21 protein-coding genes and 2 pseudogenes are annotated in these 23,543 nt (G+C 45.6%); 17 read left to right on the top strand and 6 right to left on the bottom strand.

Annotation, left to right across the window (positions count from 1 at the left end):
• Nucleotides 1–50: 50 nt before the first annotated feature.
• The 3 genes and pseudogenes from ACYJZR_RS11625 to ACYJZR_RS11615 form a co-directional block, all read left to right on the top strand.
• Nucleotides 51–741: pseudogene (locus tag ACYJZR_RS11625) on the top strand (DUF4397 domain-containing protein); the annotation flags it as partial.
• Between the two features lie 41 nt (nt 742–782).
• On the top strand, nt 783–1,367 hold the full coding sequence (locus ACYJZR_RS11620) for an RNA polymerase sigma factor (RefSeq protein WP_140097858.1): 585 nt from the start codon (nt 783–785) through the stop codon (nt 1,365–1,367).
• Nucleotides 1,364–2,023: a ChrR family anti-sigma-E factor gene (locus ACYJZR_RS11615; RefSeq protein ID WP_406966206.1), complete on the top strand. Its 660-nt coding sequence runs from the start codon at nt 1,364–1,366 to the stop codon at nt 2,021–2,023. The genes ACYJZR_RS11620 and ACYJZR_RS11615 overlap by 4 nt, the downstream gene beginning before the upstream one ends.
• An 82-nt stretch (nt 2,024–2,105) precedes the next feature.
• Here the strand turns inward: ACYJZR_RS11615 and ACYJZR_RS11610 are convergent, their stop codons facing one another.
• The 4 genes from ACYJZR_RS11610 to ACYJZR_RS11595 all read right to left on the bottom strand — a co-directional run bounded on the left by ACYJZR_RS11610 (nt 2,106) and on the right by ACYJZR_RS11595 (nt 5,838).
• Complete coding sequence (locus ACYJZR_RS11610) at nt 2,106–3,458, bottom strand: AmpG family muropeptide MFS transporter (RefSeq protein WP_005456555.1); 1,353 nt, start codon at nt 3,456–3,458, stop codon at nt 2,106–2,108.
• Nucleotides 3,459–3,529: 71 nt separating this feature from the next.
• Entirely contained in the window at nt 3,530–4,075 is a 546-nt protein-coding gene (locus tag ACYJZR_RS11605) for a peptidylprolyl isomerase (RefSeq protein ID WP_406966207.1), read from the bottom strand.
• On the bottom strand, nt 4,075–4,644 hold the full coding sequence (locus ACYJZR_RS11600) for a YajG family lipoprotein (RefSeq protein WP_005456550.1): 570 nt from the start codon (nt 4,642–4,644) through the stop codon (nt 4,075–4,077). The genes ACYJZR_RS11605 and ACYJZR_RS11600 overlap by 1 nt, the downstream gene beginning before the upstream one ends.
• 36 nt (nt 4,645–4,680) lie before the next feature.
• Entirely contained in the window at nt 4,681–5,838 is a 1,158-nt protein-coding gene (locus ACYJZR_RS11595) for a methyltransferase (protein WP_025627298.1), read from the bottom strand.
• Between the two features lie 274 nt (nt 5,839–6,112).
• Between ACYJZR_RS11595 and bolA the strand changes: the two genes are divergently transcribed.
• The 11 genes and pseudogenes from bolA to dinB all read left to right on the top strand — a co-directional run bounded on the left by bolA (nt 6,113) and on the right by dinB (nt 15,778).
• The gene (gene bolA, locus ACYJZR_RS11590) at nt 6,113–6,421 is read left to right on the top strand and encodes a transcriptional regulator BolA (protein ID WP_005456570.1); all 309 of its coding nucleotides are present in this window, start codon (nt 6,113–6,115) and stop codon (nt 6,419–6,421) included.
• Nucleotides 6,422–6,894: 473 nt separating this feature from the next.
• On the top strand, nt 6,895–8,235 hold the full coding sequence (locus ACYJZR_RS11585) for a Na(+)-translocating NADH-quinone reductase subunit A (protein ID WP_406966208.1): 1,341 nt from the start codon (nt 6,895–6,897) through the stop codon (nt 8,233–8,235).
• Nucleotides 8,236–8,240: 5 nt separating this feature from the next.
• Nucleotides 8,241–9,485 carry an NADH:ubiquinone reductase (Na(+)-transporting) subunit B gene (locus ACYJZR_RS11580; RefSeq protein ID WP_005456580.1) on the top strand — a complete coding sequence of 415 codons (1,245 nt, stop codon included), beginning with the start codon at nt 8,241–8,243 and terminating at the stop codon, nt 9,483–9,485.
• Complete coding sequence (locus ACYJZR_RS11575; protein ID WP_005456526.1) at nt 9,475–10,260, top strand: Na(+)-translocating NADH-quinone reductase subunit C; 786 nt, start codon at nt 9,475–9,477, stop codon at nt 10,258–10,260. The genes ACYJZR_RS11580 and ACYJZR_RS11575 overlap by 11 nt, the downstream gene beginning before the upstream one ends.
• Nucleotides 10,260–10,892 (top strand): NADH:ubiquinone reductase (Na(+)-transporting) subunit D, encoded by a 633-nt coding sequence (locus ACYJZR_RS11570; protein WP_005456515.1) that lies wholly within the window; start codon nt 10,260–10,262, stop codon nt 10,890–10,892. Before ACYJZR_RS11575 ends, ACYJZR_RS11570 begins: the two co-directional genes overlap by 1 nt.
• Nucleotides 10,893–10,899: 7 nt before the next feature.
• Nucleotides 10,900–11,496 carry an NADH:ubiquinone reductase (Na(+)-transporting) subunit E gene (gene nqrE, locus ACYJZR_RS11565; protein ID WP_005436652.1) on the top strand — a complete coding sequence of 199 codons (597 nt, stop codon included), beginning with the start codon at nt 10,900–10,902 and terminating at the stop codon, nt 11,494–11,496.
• Between the two features lie 33 nt (nt 11,497–11,529).
• Nucleotides 11,530–12,753 carry an NADH:ubiquinone reductase (Na(+)-transporting) subunit F gene (nqrF, locus tag ACYJZR_RS11560; RefSeq protein WP_005456545.1) on the top strand — a complete coding sequence of 408 codons (1,224 nt, stop codon included), beginning with the start codon at nt 11,530–11,532 and terminating at the stop codon, nt 12,751–12,753.
• Between the two features lie 155 nt (nt 12,754–12,908).
• Complete coding sequence (locus ACYJZR_RS11555; RefSeq protein ID WP_005494217.1) at nt 12,909–13,913, top strand: FAD:protein FMN transferase; 1,005 nt, start codon at nt 12,909–12,911, stop codon at nt 13,911–13,913.
• 22 nt (nt 13,914–13,935) lie between these two features.
• Nucleotides 13,936–14,169, top strand: a complete 234-nt coding sequence (nqrM, locus tag ACYJZR_RS11550; RefSeq protein WP_005436655.1) for a (Na+)-NQR maturation NqrM — start codon at nt 13,936–13,938, stop codon at nt 14,167–14,169.
• A 176-nt stretch (nt 14,170–14,345) separates the two neighbouring features.
• Nucleotides 14,346–14,579, top strand: coding sequence for a DUF2789 domain-containing protein (locus ACYJZR_RS11545; RefSeq protein ID WP_020841183.1), 234 nt, complete (start codon nt 14,346–14,348; stop codon nt 14,577–14,579).
• Between the two features lie 132 nt (nt 14,580–14,711).
• A pseudogene (gene dinB, locus ACYJZR_RS11540) lies at nt 14,712–15,778 on the top strand (DNA polymerase IV).
• Nucleotide 15,779: 1 nt separating this feature from the next.
• Here dinB and ACYJZR_RS11535 read toward each other — a convergent pair.
• Complete coding sequence (locus ACYJZR_RS11535; RefSeq protein ID WP_406966237.1) at nt 15,780–17,705, bottom strand: RecQ family ATP-dependent DNA helicase; 1,926 nt, start codon at nt 17,703–17,705, stop codon at nt 15,780–15,782.
• Between the two features lie 76 nt (nt 17,706–17,781).
• Between ACYJZR_RS11535 and ACYJZR_RS11530 the strand changes: the two genes are divergently transcribed.
• Nucleotides 17,782–18,261, top strand: a complete 480-nt coding sequence (locus tag ACYJZR_RS11530) for a GreA/GreB family elongation factor (RefSeq protein WP_015297155.1) — start codon at nt 17,782–17,784, stop codon at nt 18,259–18,261.
• 61 nt (nt 18,262–18,322) lie between these two features.
• Nucleotides 18,323–19,066 (top strand): YggN family protein, encoded by a 744-nt coding sequence (locus ACYJZR_RS11525; RefSeq protein ID WP_021449939.1) that lies wholly within the window; start codon nt 18,323–18,325, stop codon nt 19,064–19,066.
• 141 nt (nt 19,067–19,207) lie between these two features.
• Here ACYJZR_RS11525 and ACYJZR_RS11520 read toward each other — a convergent pair whose 3' ends face one another.
• Nucleotides 19,208–21,754: an Ig-like domain-containing protein gene (locus ACYJZR_RS11520; protein WP_273982459.1), complete on the bottom strand. Its 2,547-nt coding sequence runs from the start codon at nt 21,752–21,754 to the stop codon at nt 19,208–19,210.
• A gap of 388 nt (nt 21,755–22,142) precedes the next feature.
• Between ACYJZR_RS11520 and ACYJZR_RS11515 the strand changes: the two genes are divergently transcribed.
• Nucleotides 22,143–23,507 (top strand): sodium-dependent transporter, encoded by a 1,365-nt coding sequence (locus ACYJZR_RS11515; protein ID WP_005456537.1) that lies wholly within the window; start codon nt 22,143–22,145, stop codon nt 23,505–23,507.
• The last annotated feature ends 36 nt before the right edge of the window (nt 23,508–23,543 follow it).

The raw sequence follows: 23,543 nt of genomic DNA, 5'->3' as shown, positions 1-23,543 counted from the left end.
AATGGCTTTAGGTTTAGTCGCTTGTGGTTCATCAGACACTGACGCAATCGAACATTCCAGCAGGAGACTATCAAGTCCGATTAACCGTGGGCGATTCCGTTGTTTTTGATTCGGGTGCAGTCGTGCTTTCTGCTAACTCCAATTTGACCATTGCAGCTATTAATACTGGTGATTCAAGTAGCTCTTTACCAGTTAAGCACCTCGTTCTTGATGGTTCCTCCTCTTCTATAATTGAAATCACAGGAAACCAAGTTAAGTTCGAGTCGGGCATCTTGTCGATGGCACTACGAGTCATCCGATCATTGATGTTGATGGACTAAGGGTTGATGGCGGGAAAGATGACAGCGTATATGCTGTCGGGGTCGTAAGCCCTTTTACCGCGATAGAGTCTTTAATGGTGAAGACATGAGAAGAGCGGTTGCAACCAGTGCGACGTTAAACGTGACTCATGCGGCAGCCAACCCAGTAGCAGAGATGGTTGATATCTACCTCACAACGTCAGTAGGGATAGAGGGCAGTGATCCAACCATCACAAACTTTGCGTATAAAGAAAGTGCGAAAGGATTGTATGTTGCGGCAGGCACTTACTACGTAACTGTCACCGTCGCGGGCAACCCTGCCGCGGTCGCGATCGATTCGCTACCAGTAGACTTAATGAATGGTGTTGTCTACCAAGTGGTTGCTATTGATGACGGAAACAATGGTGGCTTCAATCTTCTCGTTGATGACATCACCGATTAGGAAGAAGGGAGGTGAGAGCCTCCCTATAGTAAAGGCTGATTATGATGAGTGATAGCCCACAAAAATTGGGGCGAAATGAATGGAACGCTTACATGGATAAAGTAAAAGCCAAAGATAGAGAGGCTTTTGCGTTCGTATTCCGTTTTTATGCACCCAAGCTAAAACAGTTTGCCTACAAGCACGTTGGTAATGAGCAAGTTGCTATGGAGATGGTTCAAGAAACCATGGCAACGGTCTGGCAAAAAGCTCATCTTTACGATGGAAAGAAGAGTGCGTTATCGACGTGGATATACACGATTATACGCAACTTGTGTTTTGACTTACTCAGAAAACAAAAGGGTAAAGAGCTTCACATCCATTCTGATGACATTTGGCCATCGGAATATTATCCGCCAGATTTGGTTGATCATTATTCTCCAGAACAAGACATGTTGAAGGAACAGGTGGTGAAGTTTCTTGATATTTTGCCTAAAAATCAGAGAGACGTATTGCAAGCGGTTTATATCGAAGAACTGCCACATCAGCAAGTAGCGGAACTTTTTGACATACCACTAGGCACGGTGAAGTCTCGGTTAAGACTCGCAGTAGAAAAGTTAAGGCACTCAATGCATACGGAGCAACTATGAACAAACATCCAGATAACAACTTGTTAGAAGCATACGCTTCGGGCAGCATTGATGCGGTTTCTGGTCTTGTGGTCGCCACACATTTAGAGACGTGCTCAAAGTGCCGAGCGTATGTAAACCAAGTAGAAGCAAGTCAAGCAAATACAGTGAGCGAAAGTCCATCAGAGTATTCACCTGAGTTTGATGACATGTTGAACGACATTATTAACGCAGAACCTGTGAACGACTATGTGGTGATTCAAGATACAGCTTTCGTCAATGTCGCAGGTAAAAGCTTCGAGCTTCCAAAAACGTTAGTGCGCTTTTCTGATTTGGTGGGATCGTGGCGAAGCTACGGTGGGAAAGTTTTCAGTGCACAAATTGATTTGGGTGAAGATGCTCGAGTGAGCCTGATGTACATCGGCGAGAATGTACAAATCCCGCAACACACGCACAGAGGGTTGGAATCCACACTGGTTCTGCATGGTGGATTTAGCGATGAAGACGGGCAGTATGAAGAAGGCGACTTGATGATACGTGATGCCTCAGTCAAACACAGCCCATTTACTCAGGAAGGTGAAGACTGTTTGTGTTTAACGGTGCTCACTGAGCCAATGATTTTCACGCAGGGTGTTGCACGAATCTTCAACTTGTTTGGCAAAGGGCTTTACCCGTAAGCTTCGAACGCCGCGTTTTGTATAGAAAAAACCACCGTATTGTGCGGTGGTTTATTATTACTTTTGCGCAAATTTGCGGTCGTTAGTGCTTATGCCGCGCTTTTTCCAAAAGATCCGTAAAGTAATGACGCAGTGAATACAACATGATCAAGCTCGGGATCACCATTACGGCCGTGAGAATGAAAAACGTGCTCCAGTCATTTAGGTAGTCAACCAATTCACCGCTGAATGACGCTAGCGTGGTTCGTCCAAAGTTTCCTAGCGACGCAAGCAATGCATATTGAGTGGCAGAGAACGCTTGCCCGGTTAATAGAGTCAGAAACGAGACAAAGGCCACGGTAGAAAATGCCGTCGTAAAGTTATCAACGATGATAGTCGCTAAATACAGATGCTCGTTAGGGCCAACAGATGCTATCCAAGCAAACATCAAGTTACTCGCTGACATAGCAATGCCGCCAATCATCAAACCGCGCACGATACCAAACTTCACATTGAACATACTGCCAACGAGAGTAAAGAAGATGGTGGCTCCCCATCCGATCAACTTCGAGTAGTAGCCAATTTGTTCGTTGCTAAAGCCAATGTCTTTGTAGAAAGCAATCGACATGCGGCCCAGAAATGCTTCGCCAATCTTAAACAAGAAGACAAACAGCAACAGGGTTATCGCGACGCGAACACCATTTCGGTTGAAGAAATCGAGGAAAGGCTCAACAACGGTGACAGTAAACCACGCCACAAGTTTTGAACCGACGACTTCTTTGTGTCTTTGTTCCGCTTCGGATTGGAGCTTTTCACGTTGTGTGACAGGTTCGCCCACTAGCAAAGTGAACACCATGAGTACCACAACAACGGCTGCCATACCGTAATACACACCGTTCCAGCCGATAGTATCGGCGTTAACAAACGCTAAGTATCCTGGCAATGAGTAGCCTGTCCACCATCCGATGACTGCCATAGCCGAAGCTTGTGGCAACTTAGATTCTTCCGATTTTGGAAAAGTATCAATTCGGAAAGCGTCGATGGCGATGTCTTGTGTTGCCGATGCCGTTGCAATACACAAGGCGAGCAGAGAGGCGAAAATGAGATTTTCCGCAGGATTGACCCCTGCAATGAATAATGTGGCAACCAGCACAATGCTTTGACAGAAAAAGATCCAACTGCGTCTTTGTCCAAGCAGAGGATACAACAACGGTAACTTCACTCGGTCGACCAAGGGAGCCCACAGAAAGTTGATCGCATAGACCGCAAAGACACTACCAAAATAGCCGATTGCGGAAAGGGTCAAGCCGGCGTCTTTTAGCCAACCAGACATGTTTGAGCCGATAAGTACCCATGGAAAACCGCTAGAACAGCCCAACATGAAAACCCACATGAGTCGCTTATCAAGGTAACTTTTTACCGTTTCCAACCAAGTGATGGAAGGTAATGAAGACATAAATCAATCCAATAAAATGAAGCCATGGAACGAGAAAGCCCTTCGAATATTCAAAGGGCTTATGGATTTGGTTATTTGAGTAGCGTTGCTTTAGTAATGACGATTTGCGTCTCTGGTACATCGCGCATTCGACCTACTGTAGTGGTCGGTTGCTGTGCCATTTTTTCGATAACGTCGAATCCTTCAGTCACCTCACCAAATACCGCATAACCAGGTGGGCGAGCGCCATAGTTTAGGAAGTCATTGTCGACGAGGTTGACGAAGAATTGGCGAGTTGCAGAGTCTGGTGCATTAGTGCGTGCCATTGCGATGGTCGCACGGTCATTGTTCAGACCATTGTTTCCTTCGTTTTTGATTGGCGCGTATGTTTTTACCATCTGCATGTCTTGGTTAAAGCCGCCACCTTGTGCCATGAATCCTGGGATAATACGATGGAAAATCGTACCTTCGTAGCTGCCGTCTTCTACATATTTCAGGAAGTTAGCCACTGTGATTGGCGCTTTTTCTTCATTCAGTTCGACGGTAAATGAACCTAACGTTGTTTCAAACGCCACTTTTGGCCCTGCCCAAACACTGCAGCTAAGTAATGATAAAGAAAGAATCGCTTTGCGTAACATTAGAAACGCTCCTGCATGTACTGACGAAGTTCAGGGTCGTTAGCAATTTCTTTAAGCGTTAACGTCACTACATCATTCAGTGTTTCTTCAATATCAGAATCTGAAGCGCTTAAAGTGCCAGAGCGTTTTGCAGTACCTGTATAGGTTTTCACCAATTTGCCTTGTGGTGTTTCTGCTGTGATCTCTAGTATCACTTTGGCATCCATTTGGTTTTCCATCACGGAATGTTTGACGTTCACTAGCGCTTCTTGAACATTCAGTTCAATTGCGTTGTTGCTGTTTAAATCAGAGTGGAAACCTTGAGATGAGAACTGTTTCTCTAAAGCTTCTTCTAATGCAATGCGTAAGTTTTGTTTCGCATGAAGCGGTAGAATGTTTGAACGACCGTTATCAACCAAAGCTACGTACTGCGCTGCGCGCACGTCTTTGCTGGTCAAGCTGTATGTTTTGCCTTGTACAATAGGATTGGTGCTCAAGGTGCTTTCAGGCATTAGGTTCAGTTGCGGTTGTTGTGGCGCTGAACATGCAGCAAGTAATGCAACCGAAGCCGCGAGTAACAGTTTTTTCATTTTATTGTTCCTTGTAAACATTTTGCTCGGAGAGCTCTATTGTTTTGCGCTTAATTTAGCAGGATTTTTTGTTGCCTGTAAAATCACGAACTTATTGTTAGAAGCGATGAGTTTCACATTCTTATCGCCAAACAGACGTTTCAACTTGGCATCGTAGCCGAGGTGACGGTTTCCTATGACGAGTAACTTGCCATTTTGGTTCAAAATTTGTTTTGCATCACAGAACATTTGCCATGCGATATGATCGGTAATGGCTTGTTGCTGATGGAACGGTGGGTTACACATGATTAAATCGCAACTGTCAGGTTTGAATCCATCCAAACAGTTATTGGCCACGCACTGAATGTCGCGACCTTCGCCTAAGTTATCCAATAAGTTCTGCTTGGCAGATTCAAGCGCCATGAAGCTTTCATCAACGCAAGTCAGTCTTACATTTGGATTGAGTTGACCTGCTTTTACCGATAAGACGCCGTTACCGCATCCCAAATCGATAATGTGGTTGATTGAGGCGTCTTGAGGAATATGTTGCAGCATAAAACGCGCACCTAAGTCTAAGCTTTCTCCTGAATAGACATTTGGCAGGTTTTTAAGCTGAATGTGTTCTCCTTCGACACCCCAAGCCGTGATTGGATCTACTTCAATTCTTGGTTCTGCATTGGCCTGAGAAAAGACCAGTCGATGCTTTTTCCACGCCAGTGACGTTTTAGTCTCTCCAAGGTATTTTTCGAACAATTTTAATGTAGACGTATGGATTTCTTTGGCTTTGTTTACAGCAATCACAGGGCAAGCGGTTGGAAGCATTTTGCGAAGTTGGCTCAAAATCCAAACAAGATGACGATTACTTTTAGGTAGCTGGACTAACACAAGATCTGTATTCGCAGGAATACTGTCCATTGTGGTCAGAAATGCCACTTTATTACATTGATTGTCTTCAAGATTTTTTTGAGCACCTTTGTGAGAGACGAAAGAATCGCTCATAAAAGTGACATGATGTTTTTCAGAAAACCAGCAAGCGAGGGCGCCAAAGTTGTCATTGATAATAACGATGTTTTGATGGTCGGGTAATGCCATTTCTTCGACGTGATTGATCAGGTACTCATCACCCGCATCCCAAGCTTGAAGCGTTTCGTTAGAACGCTTAGGAAAACGATGAAGCGTGAGGCTTCTACCGTGAAGATTCAATTCGGTTTTCATAAGTAAACGTAGGTTGATTCAATAAACTAGTGATTATTGTCGCAAATGATGGCTTACGTAGATACAAAAAGCTGTCAAATTTTCTATTTAACTCGCCGAAATAGCGTAAAGTGGCAAGCTTGTGGCTCGTGCTTTAAACGCATCAGTGCTGAATGGGTTGAACCTTTGCCAGTATTAACGCGAAACAAAGTCGCAAAATGGAAAGAGTATCAAGTCTCCACCTCTTTAGGAGTTGGGTATATACTTATGGCATTTGCATCATTGAGGAAAGAATATGATCCAAGAAATCATAGAGAAGAAGTTACATAGTGAGCTGCAACCAAGCTACTTAAAAGTCATCAACGAAAGTTACATGCACAATGTGCCGCCTGGCTCGGAAAGTCACTTTAAAGTCATTGTTGTGAGTGACTTATTTGCCGGTCAGAGATTGATTGGCCGTCACCGTCAAGTTCATCAAATTCTTGCCGATGAGCTAGACAATCATATTCACGCGCTTGCGATCCATACTTACACAGAGGAAGAGTGGAAACGTGAGCAAAATGGTGCACCAGACAGTCCAATGTGTATGGGAGGAGGGCGTTAACCCCTTTCAACCCAGACGTTTTTAGAAAGATGGCTCAGGCCATCTTTTTTTGTTTTACATTTTGTGTGGGACAAAAATGTGGCACAAATGTTGGTTAAAAAATGTGTTAACAGCGTTTCAACAAATGAATATAAATTAAAGCATATTTCAGGCTGTGAATATTTCATTTCCATAAGATATGTGTGGAATATGTCATTTGTGCGTTCGGTCAAAGTTATGACTAATATTTGACCTTTTAGACCTGATTCTATCGAAATTACCCCTCTATTCTGATGATTGGTCATGGCATCAAGTTCCTAAAAAATGCTAGACTACCGCACCTGATAAATCTCTCATATTTCATGTGACGAGATTTTTAATAGGATGTTGCGATTTTGGTGTTTTAAACAACATCAAAACCGGACACTGATGTCGTGTCTAAAAGTTACGCAATCAAAAGAATCTTTTTCCCGATAAAAGTAGTGCAAGTGCGTATGATTACAATAAAGAAGGGCTTGGATCTTCCTATCGCAGGAACTCCATCCCAGGTGATTAATGATGGTAAGACCATCAAAAAAGTCGCCTTGCTTGGCGAAGAGTACGTTGGCATGCGTCCTACCATGCATGTCCGCGTTGGTGATGAAGTGAAAAAAGCGCAAATTCTTTTTGAAGACAAGAAGAACCCTAGCGTGAAATTTACTGCACCAGCAGCCGGTAAAGTGATCGAAGTTAACCGTGGCGCTAAACGTGTCCTTCAATCTGTAGTGATTGAAGTGGCAGGTGAAGAGCAGGTGACATTCGATAAGTTCGAAGCCGCTCAACTATCTGGTCTAGATCGCGAAGTGATCAAGACTCAACTGGTTGAATCTGGCCTTTGGACCGCTTTACGTACTCGTCCGTTTAGCAAGGTTCCAGCAATCGAGTCTGCTACTAAGGCTATTTTCGTAACTGCAATGGATACTAATCCTCTTGCAGCTAAGCCTGAGTTGATCATTAACGAACAACAAGAAGCATTCATTGCCGGTCTAGACATTCTTTCAGCCCTGACAGAAGGCAAGGTTTACGTATGTAAATCTGGCACTAGCTTGCCACGCTCTTCTCAGTCTAACGTAGAAGAACACGTCTTCGATGGCCCTCACCCAGCAGGTCTTGCTGGCACCCACATGCATTTCCTATACCCAGTAAATGCAGAAAACGTGGCTTGGAGCATCAACTACCAAGACGTTATCGCGTTCGGTAAGCTGTTCCTAACAGGTGAGCTATACACAGACCGTGTTATCTCTCTAGCGGGTCCAGTGGTGAATAACCCACGTCTGGTTCGTACCGTAATGGGTGCTAGCCTTGACGACCTAACAGATAGCGAACTGATGCCTGGCGAAGTTCGTGTGATCTCTGGCTCAGTACTAACTGGTACTCACGCTACAGGTCCACACGCGTACCTTGGCCGTTACCATCAGCAGGTTTCTGTATTACGCGAAGGCCGTGAAAAAGAACTGCTCGGCTGGGCTATGCCTGGTAAGAACAAGTTCTCAGTAACTCGCTCATTCCTTGGTCACCTATTCAAAGGTCAGTTGTTCAACATGACAACATCGACTAATGGTAGTGACCGTTCAATGGTTCCAATCGGCAGCTACGAACGCGTAATGCCATTAGATATGGAACCTACTTTGCTACTTCGCGATCTATGCGCGGGCGATAGTGACAGTGCTCAAGCACTGGGCGCTCTAGAGCTAGACGAAGAAGATTTGGCATTGTGTACCTTTGTTTGTCCTGGTAAGTACGAGTACGGTCAACTACTTCGTGAATGCCTAGATAAGATCGAGAAGGAAGGGTAATTTCCATGGCTCTTAAAAAGTTTCTTGAAGACATCGAGCATCACTTTGAGCCTGGTGGTAAACATGAAAAATGGTTTGCCCTGTACGAAGCTGTAGCGACAGTTTTCTACACGCCAGGTCTAGTAACAAAGAAAAGCTCACACGTTCGTGATAGCGTTGACCTAAAACGTATCATGATCATGGTTTGGTTTGCGGTATTCCCAGCAATGTTCTGGGGTATGTACAACGCAGGTGGCCAAGCTATTGCAGCTCTAAACCACATGTACGCTGGTGATCAACTAGCGACAGTTATCGCAGGTAACTGGCACTACTGGCTGACTGAAATGCTAGGCGGATCGATTTCTGCTGATGCAGGCGTCGGCAGTAAGATGCTACTAGGTGCGACGTACTTCCTACCAATCTACGCAACAGTATTCCTTGTTGGTGGTTTCTGGGAAGTGCTTTTCTGTATGGTGCGTAAGCACGAAGTTAACGAAGGTTTCTTTGTAACTTCTATTCTGTTCGCACTTATCGTTCCACCAACGCTACCTCTATGGCAAGCGGCACTAGGTATCACATTTGGTGTTGTTGTTGCTAAAGAGATCTTCGGTGGTACAGGTCGCAACTTCCTTAACCCTGCACTTGCAGGTCGTGCTTTCCTATTCTTTGCTTACCCAGCGCAAATCTCGGGTGACGTAGTTTGGACTGCAGCTGACGGCTTCTCTGGTGCAACTGCTCTTAGCCAATGGGCTCACGGCGGTAGCGGCGCGTTGATCAACAACATCACTGGCGCTCCTATCACTTGGATGGATGCTTTCATCGGCAACATCCCTGGTTCAATTGGTGAAGTATCGACTCTTGCTCTAATGATCGGTGCAGCGATGATCGTTTACATGCGAATCGCTTCATGGCGCATCATTGCGGGTGTAATGATCGGTATGATTGCAGTATCGACACTGTTTAACGTGGTCGGTTCTGACACCAACCCAATGTTCAACATGCCATGGCACTGGCACCTAGTTCTAGGTGGTTTTGCATTCGGTATGTTCTTCATGGCTACAGACCCAGTATCAGCTTCATTTACTAACAAAGGTAAATGGTGGTACGGCATCCTAATCGGTGCAATGTGTGTGATGATCCGTGTAGTTAACCCAGCGTACCCAGAAGGTATGATGCTGGCGATTCTATTCGCGAACCTATTCGCACCTCTGTTCGACCATGTAGTAATTGAGAAGAACATCAAGCGGAGACTAGCACGCTATGGCAAGTAATAACGACAGCATTAAAAAGACGCTGGGTGTTGTTATCGGGTTGAGCCTTGTTTGTTCAATCATCGTATCAACAGCAGCAGTAGGTCTGCGTGATAAGCAAAAAGCTAACGCTGTCCTAGATAAACAATCAAAGATTGTTGAAGTTGCTGGCATTGAAGCAAATGGTAAGAAAGTACCTGAGCTATATGCTGAATACATCGAGCCTCGCTTGGTTGATTTCGCAACAGGCGAATTCGTTGAAGAAGCGGCTGATGGTTCTAAAGCAGCTAACTACGATCAACGTAAAGCAGCGAAAGACAACGCGACGTCTATTAAGCTTACAGCTGAGCAAGACAAAGCTAAGATCATTCGTCGTGCTAACACGGGTATCGTATACCTAGTGAAAAACGGTGATGACGTTTCTAAAGTTATCATCCCAGTTCACGGTAACGGTCTATGGTCGATGATGTACGCATTCGTTGCAGTTGAAACTGACGGTAACACTGTGTCTGGTATCACTTACTACGAGCAAGGTGAAACTCCTGGACTTGGTGGTGAAGTTGAGAACCCATCATGGCGTGCTCAATGGGTTGGTAAGAAACTGTTCGACGAAAACCACAAACCAGCAATCAAGGTTGTTAAAGGTGGTGCGCCAGCAGGTTCTGAACACGGCGTTGATGGCCTATCTGGTGCGACACTAACTGGTAACGGTGTTCAAGGTACATTCGACTTCTGGTTAGGTGACATGGGCTTTGGTCCTTTCCTAGCAAAAGTTCGTGACGGAGGTCTGAACTAATGTCTAGCGCACAAAACATTAAAAAGAGCATTATGGCGCCGGTGTTGGATAACAACCCGATCGCGCTACAAGTTCTTGGTGTATGTTCTGCTCTTGCAGTAACAACTAAACTAGAAACGGCGTTTGTAATGACACTAGCGGTAACATTCGTAACTGCTCTGTCTAACTTCTCTGTTTCTCTGATCCGTAACCACATTCCTAACAGTGTGCGTATCATCGTTCAAATGGCGATCATCGCATCTCTAGTAATCGTGGTAGACCAGGTGCTAAAAGCTTACCTATACGATATCTCTAAACAGCTATCAGTATTCGTTGGCCTGATCATCACAAACTGTATTGTAATGGGTCGTGCTGAAGCATTCGCAATGAAGTCTGCGCCAGTACCTTCTCTAATCGACGGTATTGGTAACGGTCTAGGTTACGGTTTCGTTCTTATCACTGTTGGTTTCTTCCGTGAGCTATTCGGCTCAGGCAAACTATTTGGTATGGAAGTACTACCTCTAGTGAGCAACGGTGGTTGGTACCAGCCTAACGGTCTAATGCTACTAGCACCATCTGCATTCTTCCTAATCGGCTTCCTGATCTGGGTAATCCGTGTGTTTAAACCAGAACAAGTAGAAGCGAAGGAGTAAGGGCGTCATGGAACATTACATCAGTCTGTTAGTTAAATCGATTTTCATCGAGAACATGGCACTGTCTTTCTTCCTAGGTATGTGTACTTTCCTTGCCGTATCTAAGAAAGTTAAGACCTCTTTCGGTCTAGGTGTTGCAGTTGTGGTAGTTTTGACTATCGCTGTTCCTGTGAACAACCTAGTTTACAACCTAGTTCTGAAAGAAAATGCGTTAGTTGAGGGCGTGGACCTTAGCTTCCTAAACTTCATCACCTTTATCGGTGTAATTGCAGCACTTGTACAGATCCTAGAGATGGTTCTTGACCGTTTCTTCCCACCTTTGTACAACGCGCTAGGCATCTTCCTACCGTTGATCACAGTAAACTGTGCGATCTTCGGTGGTGTATCTTTCATGGTACAACGTGACTACAACTTTGCTGAATCTGTTGTTTACGGTTTCGGTTCTGGTGTGGGTTGGATGCTAGCAATCGTTGCTCTTGCAGGTATCCGTGAGAAGATGAAGTACTCTGACGTACCTCCAGGTCTACGTGGTCTTGGCATCACATTCATCACTGTAGGTCTTATGGCGTTAGGCTTTATGTCTTTCTCTGGTGTTCAACTGTAAGTCGGGTAAACCGCAACAATTAAGGAATAGTCAATGGACATTATTCTTGGTGTAGTGATGTTTACTCTGATCGTACTTGCGCTAGTACTAGTGATTCTTTTCGCTAAGTCTAAGCTTGTACCAACAGGTGACATTACAATTTCTGTGAACGGTGACGCTGATAAAGCGATCGTTACACAACCAGGTGGTAAGCTACTGAGTGCTCTAGCTGGTGCTGGCGTATTCGTATCTTCTGCTTGTGGTGGCGGTGGCTCTTGTGGTCAGTGTCGCGTAAAAGTTAAATCTGGCGGTGGCGACATCCTACCAACTGAGCTTGATCACATCACTAAAGGTGAAGCTCGTGAAGGTGAGCGTCTAGCGTGTCAGGTGGCAGTGAAAACTGACATGGACATCGAACTACCAGAAGAAATCTTCGGCGTTAAGAAGTGGGAATGTACGGTTATCTCTAACGATAACAAAGCGACATTCATCAAAGAGCTTAAGCTCCAAATTCCAGATGGCGAATCAGTACCTTTCCGTGCTGGTGGTTACATCCAGATTGAAGCGCCAGCTCACCACGTTAAATACGCGGACTACGATATTCCTCAGGAATACCGTGAGGACTGGGAGAAGTTCAATCTTTTCCGTTACGAGTCTAAAGTTAATGAAGAAACAATTCGTGCATACTCAATGGCTAACTACCCTGAAGAGCACGGTATCATCATGCTTAACGTTCGTATCGCAACTCCGCCGCCGAACAACCCAGACGTACCACCGGGCATCATGTCTTCGTACATCTGGTCTTTGAAAGAAGGCGACAAGTGTACTATCTCTGGCCCATTTGGTGAGTTCTTCGCGAAAGACACTGACGCAGAAATGGTATTCATTGGTGGTGGTGCAGGTATGGCTCCAATGCGTTCTCATATCTTCGACCAGCTAAAACGTCTGCACTCTAAGCGCAAGATGTCATTCTGGTACGGTGCACGTTCTAAACGTGAAATGTTCTACGTTGAAGACTTCGATGGCCTAGCGGCTGAGAACGACAACTTCGTATGGCACTGTGCACTGTCAGATCCACTTCCAGAAGATAACTGGGATGGTTACACAGGCTTTATTCACAACGTTCTTTACGAGAACTACTTACGTGATCACGAAGCTCCAGAAGACTGTGAGTACTACATGTGTGGTCCACCTATGATGAACGCGGCTGTTATCGGCATGCTGAAAGACCTAGGTGTAGAGGATGAGAACATCCTACTAGATGACTTCGGTGGTTAATCCCTCCAAGTGATTGTATTTGTGGCTAGCTCTCTAAGGGCTAGCCATTATTTTTTCTGGAATACAAAACCATATTCAACAGTTGCTATAGGAAATTGGATTGACGGACATGGTCCTATTTCCCATATCAATTCAACAACAATGGGAGTAAACAAGTGAAAAAGTGGCTTGTTGCATTCGCTTCTCTATTGATTTTGGCTGGTTGTGAACAGCCTGCTGATCAAATTCATCTAAGCGGTCCTACAATGGGGACTTCTTACAATATTAAATACATTGAGCAAGATGGCATTCCGACGCCGAAGGCTCTGCAAACGGAAATCGATCGCCTGCTTGAAGAAGTCAACGATCAAATGTCGACTTACCGTGAAGACTCAGAGCTGAGTCGTTTTAACCAGCATCAAACAAGTGAGCCTTTCGAAGTGTCAGCGCAAACGGCAACCGTAGTAAAAGAAGCGGTTCGTCTCAATGGCCTAACTTTAGGTGCGCTCGATGTAACGGTTGGTCCTCTGGTTAACCTTTGGGGCTTTGGCCCAGAAGCTCGCCCTGACGTAGTGCCTTCTGATGAAGAGTTAGCGGCTCGTAAGGCAAACACTGGGATTCACCACCTGACCGTTGATGGCAATAAACTGTCAAAGGACATTCCTAATTTGTATGTTGATCTGTCAACGATTGCAAAAGGTTGGGGGGTTGATGTGGTTGCTGATTACCTACAATCGGTAGGGATCAAAAACTACATGGTCGAAGTTGGTGGCGAAATGCGTTTGAAAGGTATCAACCGAGAAGGTGTGCCATGGCGAATCGCAATTGAGAAACCAACGGTTGATGAGCGATCTATTCAAGAGATCATCGAACCAGGTGACATGGCAATTGCAACAAGTGGTGACTACCGTAATTACTTTGAGAGCAATGGTGTGCGATACTCTCACATTATCAATCCGCAAACAGGCAAACCAATCCATCATAAAGTGGTGTCTGTGACAGTATTGGATAAATCGTCGATGACTGCTGACGGTCTAGCAACGGGTCTTATGGTGCTAGGCGAAGAAAAAGGCATGGAAATCGCGAACGAAAATAACATTCCTGTTTTCATGATTGTGAAAACGGAAGATGGTTTTAAAGAGCTGGCTTCGGAAGCATACAAGCCATTCATGAACAAATAACATCAGAAGTGAGCATGTTCTTATGAGTACATTTCTAATTACATTTGCAGTGTTTGTTGCGGTGATCGCAGCGATGGCCGTTGGCTACATCTTCCAGAAGAAAGTAGTGAAAGGCAGCTGTGGTGGTCTTGGCGCAGTCGGCATAGAGAAAGTATGTAACTGCCCAGAGCCATGTGACGCGCGCAAGAAGCGTGAAGCTCGCGAAGCTGCTCGTGCTGAAAAGCTAGCTGCGTGGGAAAAAGACCGTATCGCGTAACGCGCAAGCATAGAGTGCTTATCATTTTTCTATAACCCAGCTTCGGCTGGGTTATTTTTTGCGTGTATCAAAGCGCCGTGCTTTCTACATAGAGAGTGAAATATTAGTACTTTCACGGGCGCATAATTGGGTGAGGTATATACTCAAGTAGAGGTTCATTCGAGTCGGGGGACACAATGGAATTACATCAACATGGCATGGCTGATCTTTTCAATCAGCTCGGGTTAGGGAGCTCTTCCAAAGAAATTAAAGATTTCGTCAATACGCATCGACATAAACGTGAATCAGCACCTTTACACGAAGCGAGTTTCTGGACACATTCTCAGGCTGCATTTTTAAAACAAGCTATTGAAGAAGATGCTGATTGGGCTGAGCTTGTGGATCAGCTCGATGTAATGTTGCGTGATTGAACCGCGATAAAAAAAGATAATTCAACCCTTTAGAAACTTGGCAATATGTTCTTTGAGCGGTGGTTTTAATCTTTCATTTTCTTGCTTCGTTAATTGAATTATACTGTATTTTTAACCAGTATTTTGTCGGGTATGTCAGAGCGAATCAGAAAGATTATTCATGTCGATATGGATTGTTTAAGTATGCTGCCGTCGAGATGCGAGATAACCCAAATTATCGAGATATAGCGCTTGCGGTTGGCGGGCATGAAAAACAGCGCGGCGTCATTAGCACGTGTAACTACGAAGCACGCAAGTTTGGCGTACGTAGTGCCATGCCTACCGCTCGTGCGTTGCAGCTTTGCCCGCATTTGCTCGTTGTTCCCGGTCGAATGCATATCTACAAACAAGTCTCACTGCAAATTCGAGCTATCTTCGAACGTTATACTTCCTTAATTGAACCTCTTTCTCTTGATGAGGCCTACCTAGATGTTACCGATGCGACAGCTTGCAGGGGCTCAGCAACCCTGATTGCGGAGTCTATCCGTAATGATATTCGAAACGAGTTGGGCCTGACGGCATCAGCTGGAATCGCGCCGATTAAGTTTCTCGCTAAAGTTGCTTCGGATATGAACAAACCCAATGGACAGTTTGTTATTCCTCCTGAGAAAGTTCAAGAAGTGGTCGATAAGCTACCACTAGAAAAAATCCCTGGAGTTGGTAAGGTCAGTCTAGAAAAGTTACATCAAGCGGGCTTTTATCTGTGTGAAGACATTAAAAATAGCGACTATCGAGAACTGTTACGCCAATTCGGTCGCCAAGGCGCATCATTGTGGAAACGCAGTCACGGTATCGATGATCGAGAAGTTGTGGTCGAGCGTGAGAGAAAGTCGGTTGGTGTTGAGCGAACGTTTAGCCAAAACATCTCTACTTATGATGAGTGCTGGCAAGTGATCGAAGAGAAACTTTACCCTGAACTGGAAAAGCGACTGGAGCGTGCCAGTCCAGATAAATCGATCATTAAGCAAGGCATTAAGGTAAAGTTCGCGGACTTCCAGCTCACTACCATTGAACACATTCATCCTCAGTTAGAACTTGAGGACTTTAAGTTGCTGCTAAAAGACATTCTAAAGCGTCAAAATGGTCGTGAAATTCGCCTCTTAGGCTTGAGCGTTATGCTCAAGCCAGAAGAGCAAGCTCGCCAACTCAGCTTCTTTTAATCTATTCCCGCACACTTTCAACTAATTGTAGTACCTGTTCGAAGGACACATTAGCCAATGCACCATACCCAGATAGCTTTGAGGCTTTAAGTTGGCTGATCAACGGCGTGCTGATGCCACATAAGAATCGGGCGATGGCTTCGTTACTGATTGCAGAAGGGGAAAGTTGGACAAACTCTGCAATCCAAGCGGAGGCGACTGCTGGTTCAGGTTGGTCGTAAATCCGAGGTGGGAACGCCGCTCTCTGTCCTCGACACACAGAACAATGACCGCAGTGAGCAGGGGCATTGTGGTCGGCAAAGTAACTGGCTAATTGATGACTTAAACAATCTGACGATTGGAACAATCTCAACATGGCGTGAATTCGGTCGATGTCTTTGCGCTCTTTAGACTGGAACAGCTCGTACAGATGCTGCGTGATGTCTTCGATATTCTGTGTCTCAGGTAAGACGGAATACACATCGGTTAGCTGCTTGCTTTCCAGTTCAACCCAACCATTCTGATGAAAGTAATCCAGTGCAGCGACCACGCGGCTACGCTCCGAGTGATAGTGCATCCAAAGAGCATCGAGATCGACTTGGCACCATACTTTCGCTTTGGTTGAACAAGTGAAAATGGCTTCTACAAACTCGCGTCGTTCTCCTTGGAATTGGTTAACGATAAATTGCTGATCTTGTAGGAATTTGAATCGATATTCGGCAAAGTAGCTAAACTTAGCTTCGATCACTTTCGCAAGCTCTAAATACACCAACAGCGTCTTGAGTGGTAACTGGCGGATATTGCTCTCGCGAGACAACCGTAGTGGCACGACTTCCCACTGAGGTTGGTGCTCTTTGATTTGACCCAATACATAACTAATCGAAGAGCGCTCAGGCGTGTCGCCAAACACAAAGTTTTCTAATACAGTTAGCCCAGAAGTATTGCCAAGCAGAATGCATTCAGAGCGTTGCCCGTCTCGTCCTGCTCGACCTATTTCCTGGGCATAGTTTTCAATGGATTTAGGCAGATCAAAGTGAATTACTCGGCGAATATCGGATTTGTCGACACCCATCCCAAAGGCAATCGTGGCCACAATGCAGTCAATTTGGCCCGCCATAAATTGCTGTTGTATTTGCTCACGAACTTCACTTTTCATTCCCGCGTGATACGCATGAGCGTTAACGCCAATGTGGATCAATGACTTAGCCACTTGCTCTGCAGTTTGCTGTTGCGTTACGTAAACGATGGTTGGCAGTTTAGGGGCTGCGGCGACAATCGTGTTGAGTTGCGTTTGCTTTTCGGACTCTTCGCAAGGGATGACTGAAATATCGAGGTTCGAACGGTAAAAGCCAGTTACAGTAATGTGGTCACTCGCAATATCGAATTTATTTTTCATGTCCTCAATAACGGCAGGTGTTGCTGTGGCGGTCAGCAACAAGGTTTGGGGAATATTCAGTTCTCGCTGATATTGCGGCAACTTGAGGTAATCCGGACGGAAGTTATGCCCCCACTCAGAGATACAGTGCGCTTCATCGACCACCATCAAAGAGATTGGCACCTGACGAATGAACTCGCGAAAGCGCTCGTTTTTGAGGCGTTCGACAGAAATCATCAGAATTTTGATTTCACCGTTTTTGACTCCAACCATTACGCGTTGCGCTTCTTCTCTGCTTTGGCTGCTATCAATAGAAGCGGCGGCGATCCCTTTGCTTTGCAAAAAGCTCAGCTGATCTTTCATTAGTGCCAGTAATGGCGAGATCACTAAAGTGAGGTTTGGCAGCATGGTGGCGGGGAGTTGATAACAAAGAGATTTGCCCGAGCCCGTTGGAAATATTGCTGCTGCAGAGTAACCATTCATGACCGATTCAATAACGGGTTGTTGGCCTTGGCGTAATGAGTCAAAACCAAACACGGATTGAAGCGTTTGTAGTAACTGGGTACTTTGCATGTTAGGGAAACCTTTCTTCGGTGATAGACTAGGGTACATTAACATATCCTGCTTACTGAGCGCGCCTTCAAAAAGTATGAACAAAGCTGAGTTAATCCAAATCATCATTCATCAATTGGAAGAAAAACTTCGAATTGCACACGCTTCCACCCAAAGAGCCATTGATGCCGCAACGGACGAAGAAACAGTGCCCGAGCATAAGTACGACACGCTTGCATTAGAGGCTTCCTATCTTGCTCACGGCCAAGCAATGCGAGTACAAGAGAGTGAGGACGAATTGCGTCAGTATCGCTCAATGGTTATTCGCGACTTTACGGATGCGCCAATAGGTGTAGGAGCGTATGTGGTTCTCGTCGATGAGAATAATATCGAAAAACGCTTTTTCATCGGTCCGTGCTCTGGTGGACTAACGGTGGCTTGGCAAGATCAGGAAGTCTTTGTCTTAACAGCGAAATCACCATTAGGACGAGCGTTACTTGGCAAAGAGGAAGGCGAAGAGTTTGAGATGAAAATTGGCGATAAAACAACTTGTTACGAAGTCGTGACGGTGTCCTGACATCAAATGTATAACTGAGTGTTATGTTTAACAGAAGTTATTTTGAAGATAAGAGAATGACATGAAGAAACTTTTTACACTTTCATTGCTGATGGTTAGTGCAACAGGCTATGCAGCGCAATGTCGTGTGGACATCCATAATGAAGTTCGTATGGATGGACAGAGTTTGGAAATTCGCCAGACTTCTGGTGATAAAGCCGTCGTGGACGAAGACAACAACTTGTTCATCAAAGGTGAGTTGATTGAACTCGATGCGGAGCAGAAAGCCGCGATTGAAGCATATCGCGAAAAAATGAATGCCTATATCCCTCAAGCTAAGCAGCTAGCGAGTGATGGCTTGGAACTCGCCAATGACATCATTGATGATGTGGCAGCGAGTTTGGATGCGCCGGGCGCGTTTGATAACGTAAAAGTTGCAGTTAAAGACTTCTTTGCTGATGTGCAATCTCGTTATTACAAAGATGGTGATTTTATTTTGCCTGCAGACAGCTTTGAATCGATGACGCAGGGCTGGACGAAAGATTTTGAAAAAGCGCAGGAGATTTTTAATAAAGAGTTTCTGGCTAGCGCGTTCGATGCTTTATCGAAAAAAATGAAAGAAGAGGGTGGTTTAAACCTAACAGCACTCTCTGAAAGCATGGCAGAATTAAGTGCGAAAGTTGAGCAGCGTCTGGCTGAACATTCGAAAGAGGTGGAGCAACAAGCGGAAGACTTATGTGAATCTCTGGACAATATGGCAGGGCAAGAAGACGATTTGTTGAAGAAAATTCCTGAGTTGAAAGACTATCGAGTCTTTACCATTTGATGAATCGCTTCGCGTAGAAACAACATCTAAAAATACAAAGAAAGAGAGCGCCGTTTGGCACTCTCTTTTCGTTTTAGTGGTTCCATCTTTTGGTCGAGTTGCGAGGGTTTGACCAAACGCACCTAACCGGCTTAAAGGCGCTTATTGCGCGTTCATCTGAGTTAACTTATCACCAACAGGTTTTGAGAAGTTAAAGCCATCATGCTGATCCCAGTTGATAGACCACGTCATTACGCCAGCATAATTCGGGTAGTTGAACGCTGGTTTAACGGTGCCACAGGATGTGCCTTTTGTTAAACAGTCTAGCGCACTAAGAATATTTTGTGTCGGAGCCTGACCTGAGTTTGCCGAGCTTGGGCCTGAAGGTAAACCGATCGCGACTTGATCATCACGCAATGGCGCAAACTGAGTGCCGTCGGCTAGTTCAAAACCTTCGATGAGCATCTTAGATTGAGCGACCATCATATCAACAGAGCCTTCTGGTGCAGAACCTGGTAGGTACGGGTTTGGTAGACCGCCGTTGTTGTATAGCTGAACATGAAGCAAGTCGAGCGTGCTGCGAGTATCGTTGATCACGGGAATGTACGCTCCCCAAATTCCGCTGTAAGCGACGTAACCGCCTTGAACATAAGGGTGTTCAGGAGCCATGGTTAGGTACATATCGCCACCCATGTTTTGCTCAATTTGCAGCAAAGCACGACCAAGACGAGCTTGAATTTGTGAACCGTGTACTAGGTTAGATCCACTCTCTAAATCCACATCGAGACCATCAAAGCCCCATTCAGCGATAAGGCCAGTTAGACTAGAAACAAAGTTCGCTTCGTCTTGGTCAGTGTTTAGAGTGATAGTGCCTTCAGCACCTCCAAGAGATAGAACGAACTTCTTACCTTTCGCCTGCAATGCTGCCATATCTTGTTTGAATTGCGTTGGGTCGAGTGCAGGACAATCACTGTAAATATCGCCAGAATACAGGTTGAAGTGCACTGTGCCATCGCTGTTTCGGTCGTTTTCAGCAAAGGCAATATCAATCACATCCCAAGCATCAGCCATGTCTGCCAGTCTGATTGGGCAACCCGCACCGTTCACGAAGTTGTGCCAGTAACCAATCAGTTTATGACGTTTTTCTGTCTGCTCTACAACTGTCACCGCTGCTGCGTCAGATAATGCGGTGCTTCCGGCAAGATCGACGGCTTGAGCGCTTACGGTAAACTGTCCGATTGCGGCTGGTGTCCAGTTCGCAGAGTAAGGTGCAGTCGTATCTGTGGCGACAACGGCGCCGTTGACCATAAAGTCAACTTGCTTAATGCCTGAAGTTAAAGACGTTGCATCGGCGCTTAATGCGAGATTTTTGCCTAAGCCAACCGTTTGACCTGCGCTAGGCGAAGTAAGAGAAATGACTAAATCTTTATCACTGACATTTATGTTCACAACAGATTCTGACGTATTGTTGTCGTTATCGGTTGCGACGGCTTTAAGCTGGTTAGCGCCAATAAGTGTGGCGTTCCAAGTTACGGAATATGGCGCTTGAGTAACGACACCTAAGCGAGCGTTATTCGCGTAAAACTCCACTTGCGTAACCGTGCCATCTGAGTCGCTTGCGTTGGCTGTGATTTCGTTGTTGCTGCCTGCGAGCACGACTTGCCCATCAGTTGGGGCGGTAATGGTAACTTGAGGTGGTGTTGAGCACGCTCCTAGGCCAGTCCAAGCATCTTTCCAGTACAGGCCTTCACCTGGCTCGTAGGCCCATGTTGCATCGGACGAACACCAACCTGCAACGTCACAACGATATTTTTGGTTAAGATTAGAAACCAGAGTACCTACTTCATAACGCGTGCCAGCAACGTAAGGTAGAGCATCAGCACACCCACCATTGCCTGTTTCTGAATTCGTGACGACAAGCGCCACTTCTTGACTCATGGTAGAGAGATTAGAGTCATCTGTCGCTTGAGCTTTAAATGAGTACGTGCCAACACTCGCTGTCCATTGGTATTCGTAAGGTGCACTGGTATCAATGGCGACAGATTGGTTGTTAACGAAGAACTCAACTTGAGTAACTACGCCATCAAAGTCATCAGCTTGAGCAGTGACGGTTAGGTTATCCCCCACACTCAGTGTTTCCGTACCTGTTGGGCTAGTGAGAGTAATGCTAGGTGGCGGCAGCTCTACTTGAGGCTGAACGACGATAGCAACCGTTGTGGAGGTTACAGCGCCTTCATTGTCTGTCGCAATCGCGGTGAGTTGAGAAACGCCTTGGGCTGCGGTCCAAGAAGCCTCAAATGGCGCTTGGGTGACGATAGCAACGGTTTGGTCACCCGCTAAAAACTCCACTTGTGTGACCTGTCCGTCCTCGTCGGACGCATTGGCTAACAGAGTAATGGCGCTGCCTTCAGGAATTTGCGCGTTGTTCGTTGGAGAAGAGAAGGACACCGTTGGCGACAGATTACTGTTTCCTCCATCACATTGACCTAATGCCTTCCACGCTTCCCATGAGCCTGAGTTGGTGACGGGGTCGTTACCTTGTGTCCAATAAGCGGCCTCATAGGCGGCGCCTTGAGTTTTCACTTGAGTGCCTGAGGTGTAGATCGCTGTGCTATCCCAATCAGGCAGGCTTTGACAGTTGTAGGCTTGAGCTTGATAGCTAACACTGAGTGCAGCGACCACCGCTCCGTGAAGTAGAGTGACCTTCATTTTCCTCTCCTTGAGTCATGGATATAAATGAGAACAGAGTAATAACTAGCTGATAAATAGATATAAGGGGGAAAAAGCGAAGCACAATATTCTGCTTTTCGACACAATATCACGAGGAACTATTCGCCTCTTACAGTCGAGCTCATTATTTTTCGGCTCACTTCACGATGAATGAATCAGTGGTTTTTGCGTGGTGATACAGTCGATTTGATAGCAAATAACGGTCTGATAGCGGCATGATGAATATGAGATGTATGTAAAAATTTACAAACTGAATGTCTGTCATTTGTATCGTTTGTCGAGTATTTGACCTGCTTGCTCTTGTTGATTAGTTAATATTGCTATAGTGTACTAGTTAGCTAGTTCATTGATATTTTGTGTGAGTGGTATGACACAACAAACTTCTTCTCAGCCTCGCGAGCATTTTGGCTCTCGTCTCGGATTCATCTTAGCAGCCGCCGGCGCTGCGGTTGGTCTGGGTAATATTTGGGGCTTCCCAACACAAGCAGCAAGTAATGGTGGTGGAGCCTTCTTGCTGGTTTACTTAGTGATGATTCTGATCGTTGCTTTTCCTATGCTGGTGGTTGAAATGGCGATTGGTCGTCATGGTCAAGCCAACCCAGTAGATAGCATGCGTGCATTAACCAACCACCCGACAGGCAAAAAGCTTGGCGGTATTGTGGGCTGGATTGGTTTGAGTGTACCAAGTGCAGTCTTAGCGTTTTATTCCATTGTTGGCGGTTGGTTGATCTGCTTTTTGCTAGGTGCGGTTACCGACATCATGGGAATGGAAGCGGCGACTCAATGGTTAAAAGGTTTTAGTGTAGAGCGCAACTTGTTCGGTACGATTACATTTTATGTACTTACCATTTTGATCGTGCAAGGTGGCGTTAAACAAGGCATTGAGAAATGGTCAACACGTCTAATGCCTGCGTTGTTCGTGTTATTCGGTTTGCTGTTTGTTTACATCATGACTCAAAACGGCGCGATGGAAGGTCTGAAGCATTACTTGGTGCCTGATTTCGAGAAAGTATGGGACCGTAAACTAATTCTTGCTGCAATGGGGCAGGGCTTCTTCTCACTGACGATTGGTGGTTGTTCAATGCTGATCTACGGCTCTTACTTGAGCAAGAAAGAGAACCTTCCCAAGATGGCAATGAATGTGACCTTGGTCGATACGGCTGTTGCCTTTATTGCAGGGCTAGTGGTGATGCCAGCGATGTTTGTTGCGATGCAAAAAGGTGTCCAAATCTACGCTGAAGACGGTTCTCTATTGAGCTCAGACACCTTGGTATTTACCGTATTGCCACTGATGTTTGATAGCTTAGGTTTACTTGGCCAACTGTTCTCAATCGTGTTTTTCTTATTGCTGACGATTGCGGCGCTGACGTCTTCCATCTCAATGTTAGAGTGTCCGGTGGCGTTAGTGAGTGAACGTTTCAATACTAAGCGCAGTGCGACTAGCTGGGTGCTAGGTGGTCTTATTGCTCTGTTCAGCGTAGTGATTGTGTACAACTTTGGCGCGTTGTTTGGCATGGTTGCAACGGTTGCAACTCAGTATTTACAGCCAACGGCGGCACTACTGTTCTGCTTGTTTGGTGGTTGGGTATGGAATCGTAACTCTAAAATTAAAGAGCTTGAGCAGGGTTGCCCTGAATTCACACAAGGCTGGTTTGGTAAATTGTGGCCTGCGTATGTGAAGTTTGTGTGCCCTGTATTAGTTGCGACGGTGATCTGGGCATCATTCGGTTAACAAGCAAAGATACAGCTTAAACGAAAAGGGCTTGAT

It is taken from the genome of Vibrio sp. RC2502 (genome assembly GCF_054850435.1).
The sequence above is the reverse complement of the archived record's forward strand: the minus strand, read 5'-3'. Positions and strand labels throughout refer to the sequence as shown.

What these genes read in the sequence shown, in the direction of transcription:
- ACYJZR_RS11615 (WP_406966206.1), top strand. Translation starts at nt 1,364, where the DNA reads ATGAACAAACATCCAGATAACAACTTGTTAGAAGCATACGCTTCGGGC.
- ACYJZR_RS11600 (WP_005456550.1), bottom strand. Translation starts at nt 4,644, where the DNA reads ATGAAAAAACTGTTACTCGCGGCTTCGGTTGCATTACTTGCTGCATGT.
- nqrF (WP_005456545.1), top strand. Translation starts at nt 11,530, where the DNA reads ATGGACATTATTCTTGGTGTAGTGATGTTTACTCTGATCGTACTTGCG.
- nqrE (WP_005436652.1), top strand. Translation starts at nt 10,900, where the DNA reads ATGGAACATTACATCAGTCTGTTAGTTAAATCGATTTTCATCGAGAAC.
- ACYJZR_RS11530 (WP_015297155.1), top strand. Translation starts at nt 17,782, where the DNA reads ATGAACAAAGCTGAGTTAATCCAAATCATCATTCATCAATTGGAAGAA.
- ACYJZR_RS11585 (WP_406966208.1), top strand. Translation starts at nt 6,895, where the DNA reads ATGATTACAATAAAGAAGGGCTTGGATCTTCCTATCGCAGGAACTCCA.
- ACYJZR_RS11570 (WP_005456515.1), top strand. Translation starts at nt 10,260, where the DNA reads ATGTCTAGCGCACAAAACATTAAAAAGAGCATTATGGCGCCGGTGTTG.
- ACYJZR_RS11595 (WP_025627298.1), bottom strand. Translation starts at nt 5,838, where the DNA reads ATGAAAACCGAATTGAATCTTCACGGTAGAAGCCTCACGCTTCATCGT.
- nqrM (WP_005436655.1), top strand. Translation starts at nt 13,936, where the DNA reads ATGAGTACATTTCTAATTACATTTGCAGTGTTTGTTGCGGTGATCGCA.
- ACYJZR_RS11580 (WP_005456580.1), top strand. Translation starts at nt 8,241, where the DNA reads ATGGCTCTTAAAAAGTTTCTTGAAGACATCGAGCATCACTTTGAGCCT.
- ACYJZR_RS11575 (WP_005456526.1), top strand. Translation starts at nt 9,475, where the DNA reads ATGGCAAGTAATAACGACAGCATTAAAAAGACGCTGGGTGTTGTTATC.
- ACYJZR_RS11610 (WP_005456555.1), bottom strand. Translation starts at nt 3,458, where the DNA reads ATGTCTTCATTACCTTCCATCACTTGGTTGGAAACGGTAAAAAGTTAC.
- ACYJZR_RS11515 (WP_005456537.1), top strand. Translation starts at nt 22,143, where the DNA reads ATGACACAACAAACTTCTTCTCAGCCTCGCGAGCATTTTGGCTCTCGT.
- bolA (WP_005456570.1), top strand. Translation starts at nt 6,113, where the DNA reads ATGATCCAAGAAATCATAGAGAAGAAGTTACATAGTGAGCTGCAACCA.
- ACYJZR_RS11535 (WP_406966237.1), bottom strand. Translation starts at nt 17,705, where the DNA reads ATGCAAAGTACCCAGTTACTACAAACGCTTCAATCCGTGTTTGGTTTT.
- ACYJZR_RS11520 (WP_273982459.1), bottom strand. Translation starts at nt 21,754, where the DNA reads ATGAAGGTCACTCTACTTCACGGAGCGGTGGTCGCTGCACTCAGTGTT.
- ACYJZR_RS11620 (WP_140097858.1), top strand. Translation starts at nt 783, where the DNA reads ATGATGAGTGATAGCCCACAAAAATTGGGGCGAAATGAATGGAACGCT.
- ACYJZR_RS11525 (WP_021449939.1), top strand. Translation starts at nt 18,323, where the DNA reads ATGAAGAAACTTTTTACACTTTCATTGCTGATGGTTAGTGCAACAGGC.
- ACYJZR_RS11545 (WP_020841183.1), top strand. Translation starts at nt 14,346, where the DNA reads ATGGAATTACATCAACATGGCATGGCTGATCTTTTCAATCAGCTCGGG.
- ACYJZR_RS11605 (WP_406966207.1), bottom strand. Translation starts at nt 4,075, where the DNA reads ATGTTACGCAAAGCGATTCTTTCTTTATCATTACTTAGCTGCAGTGTT.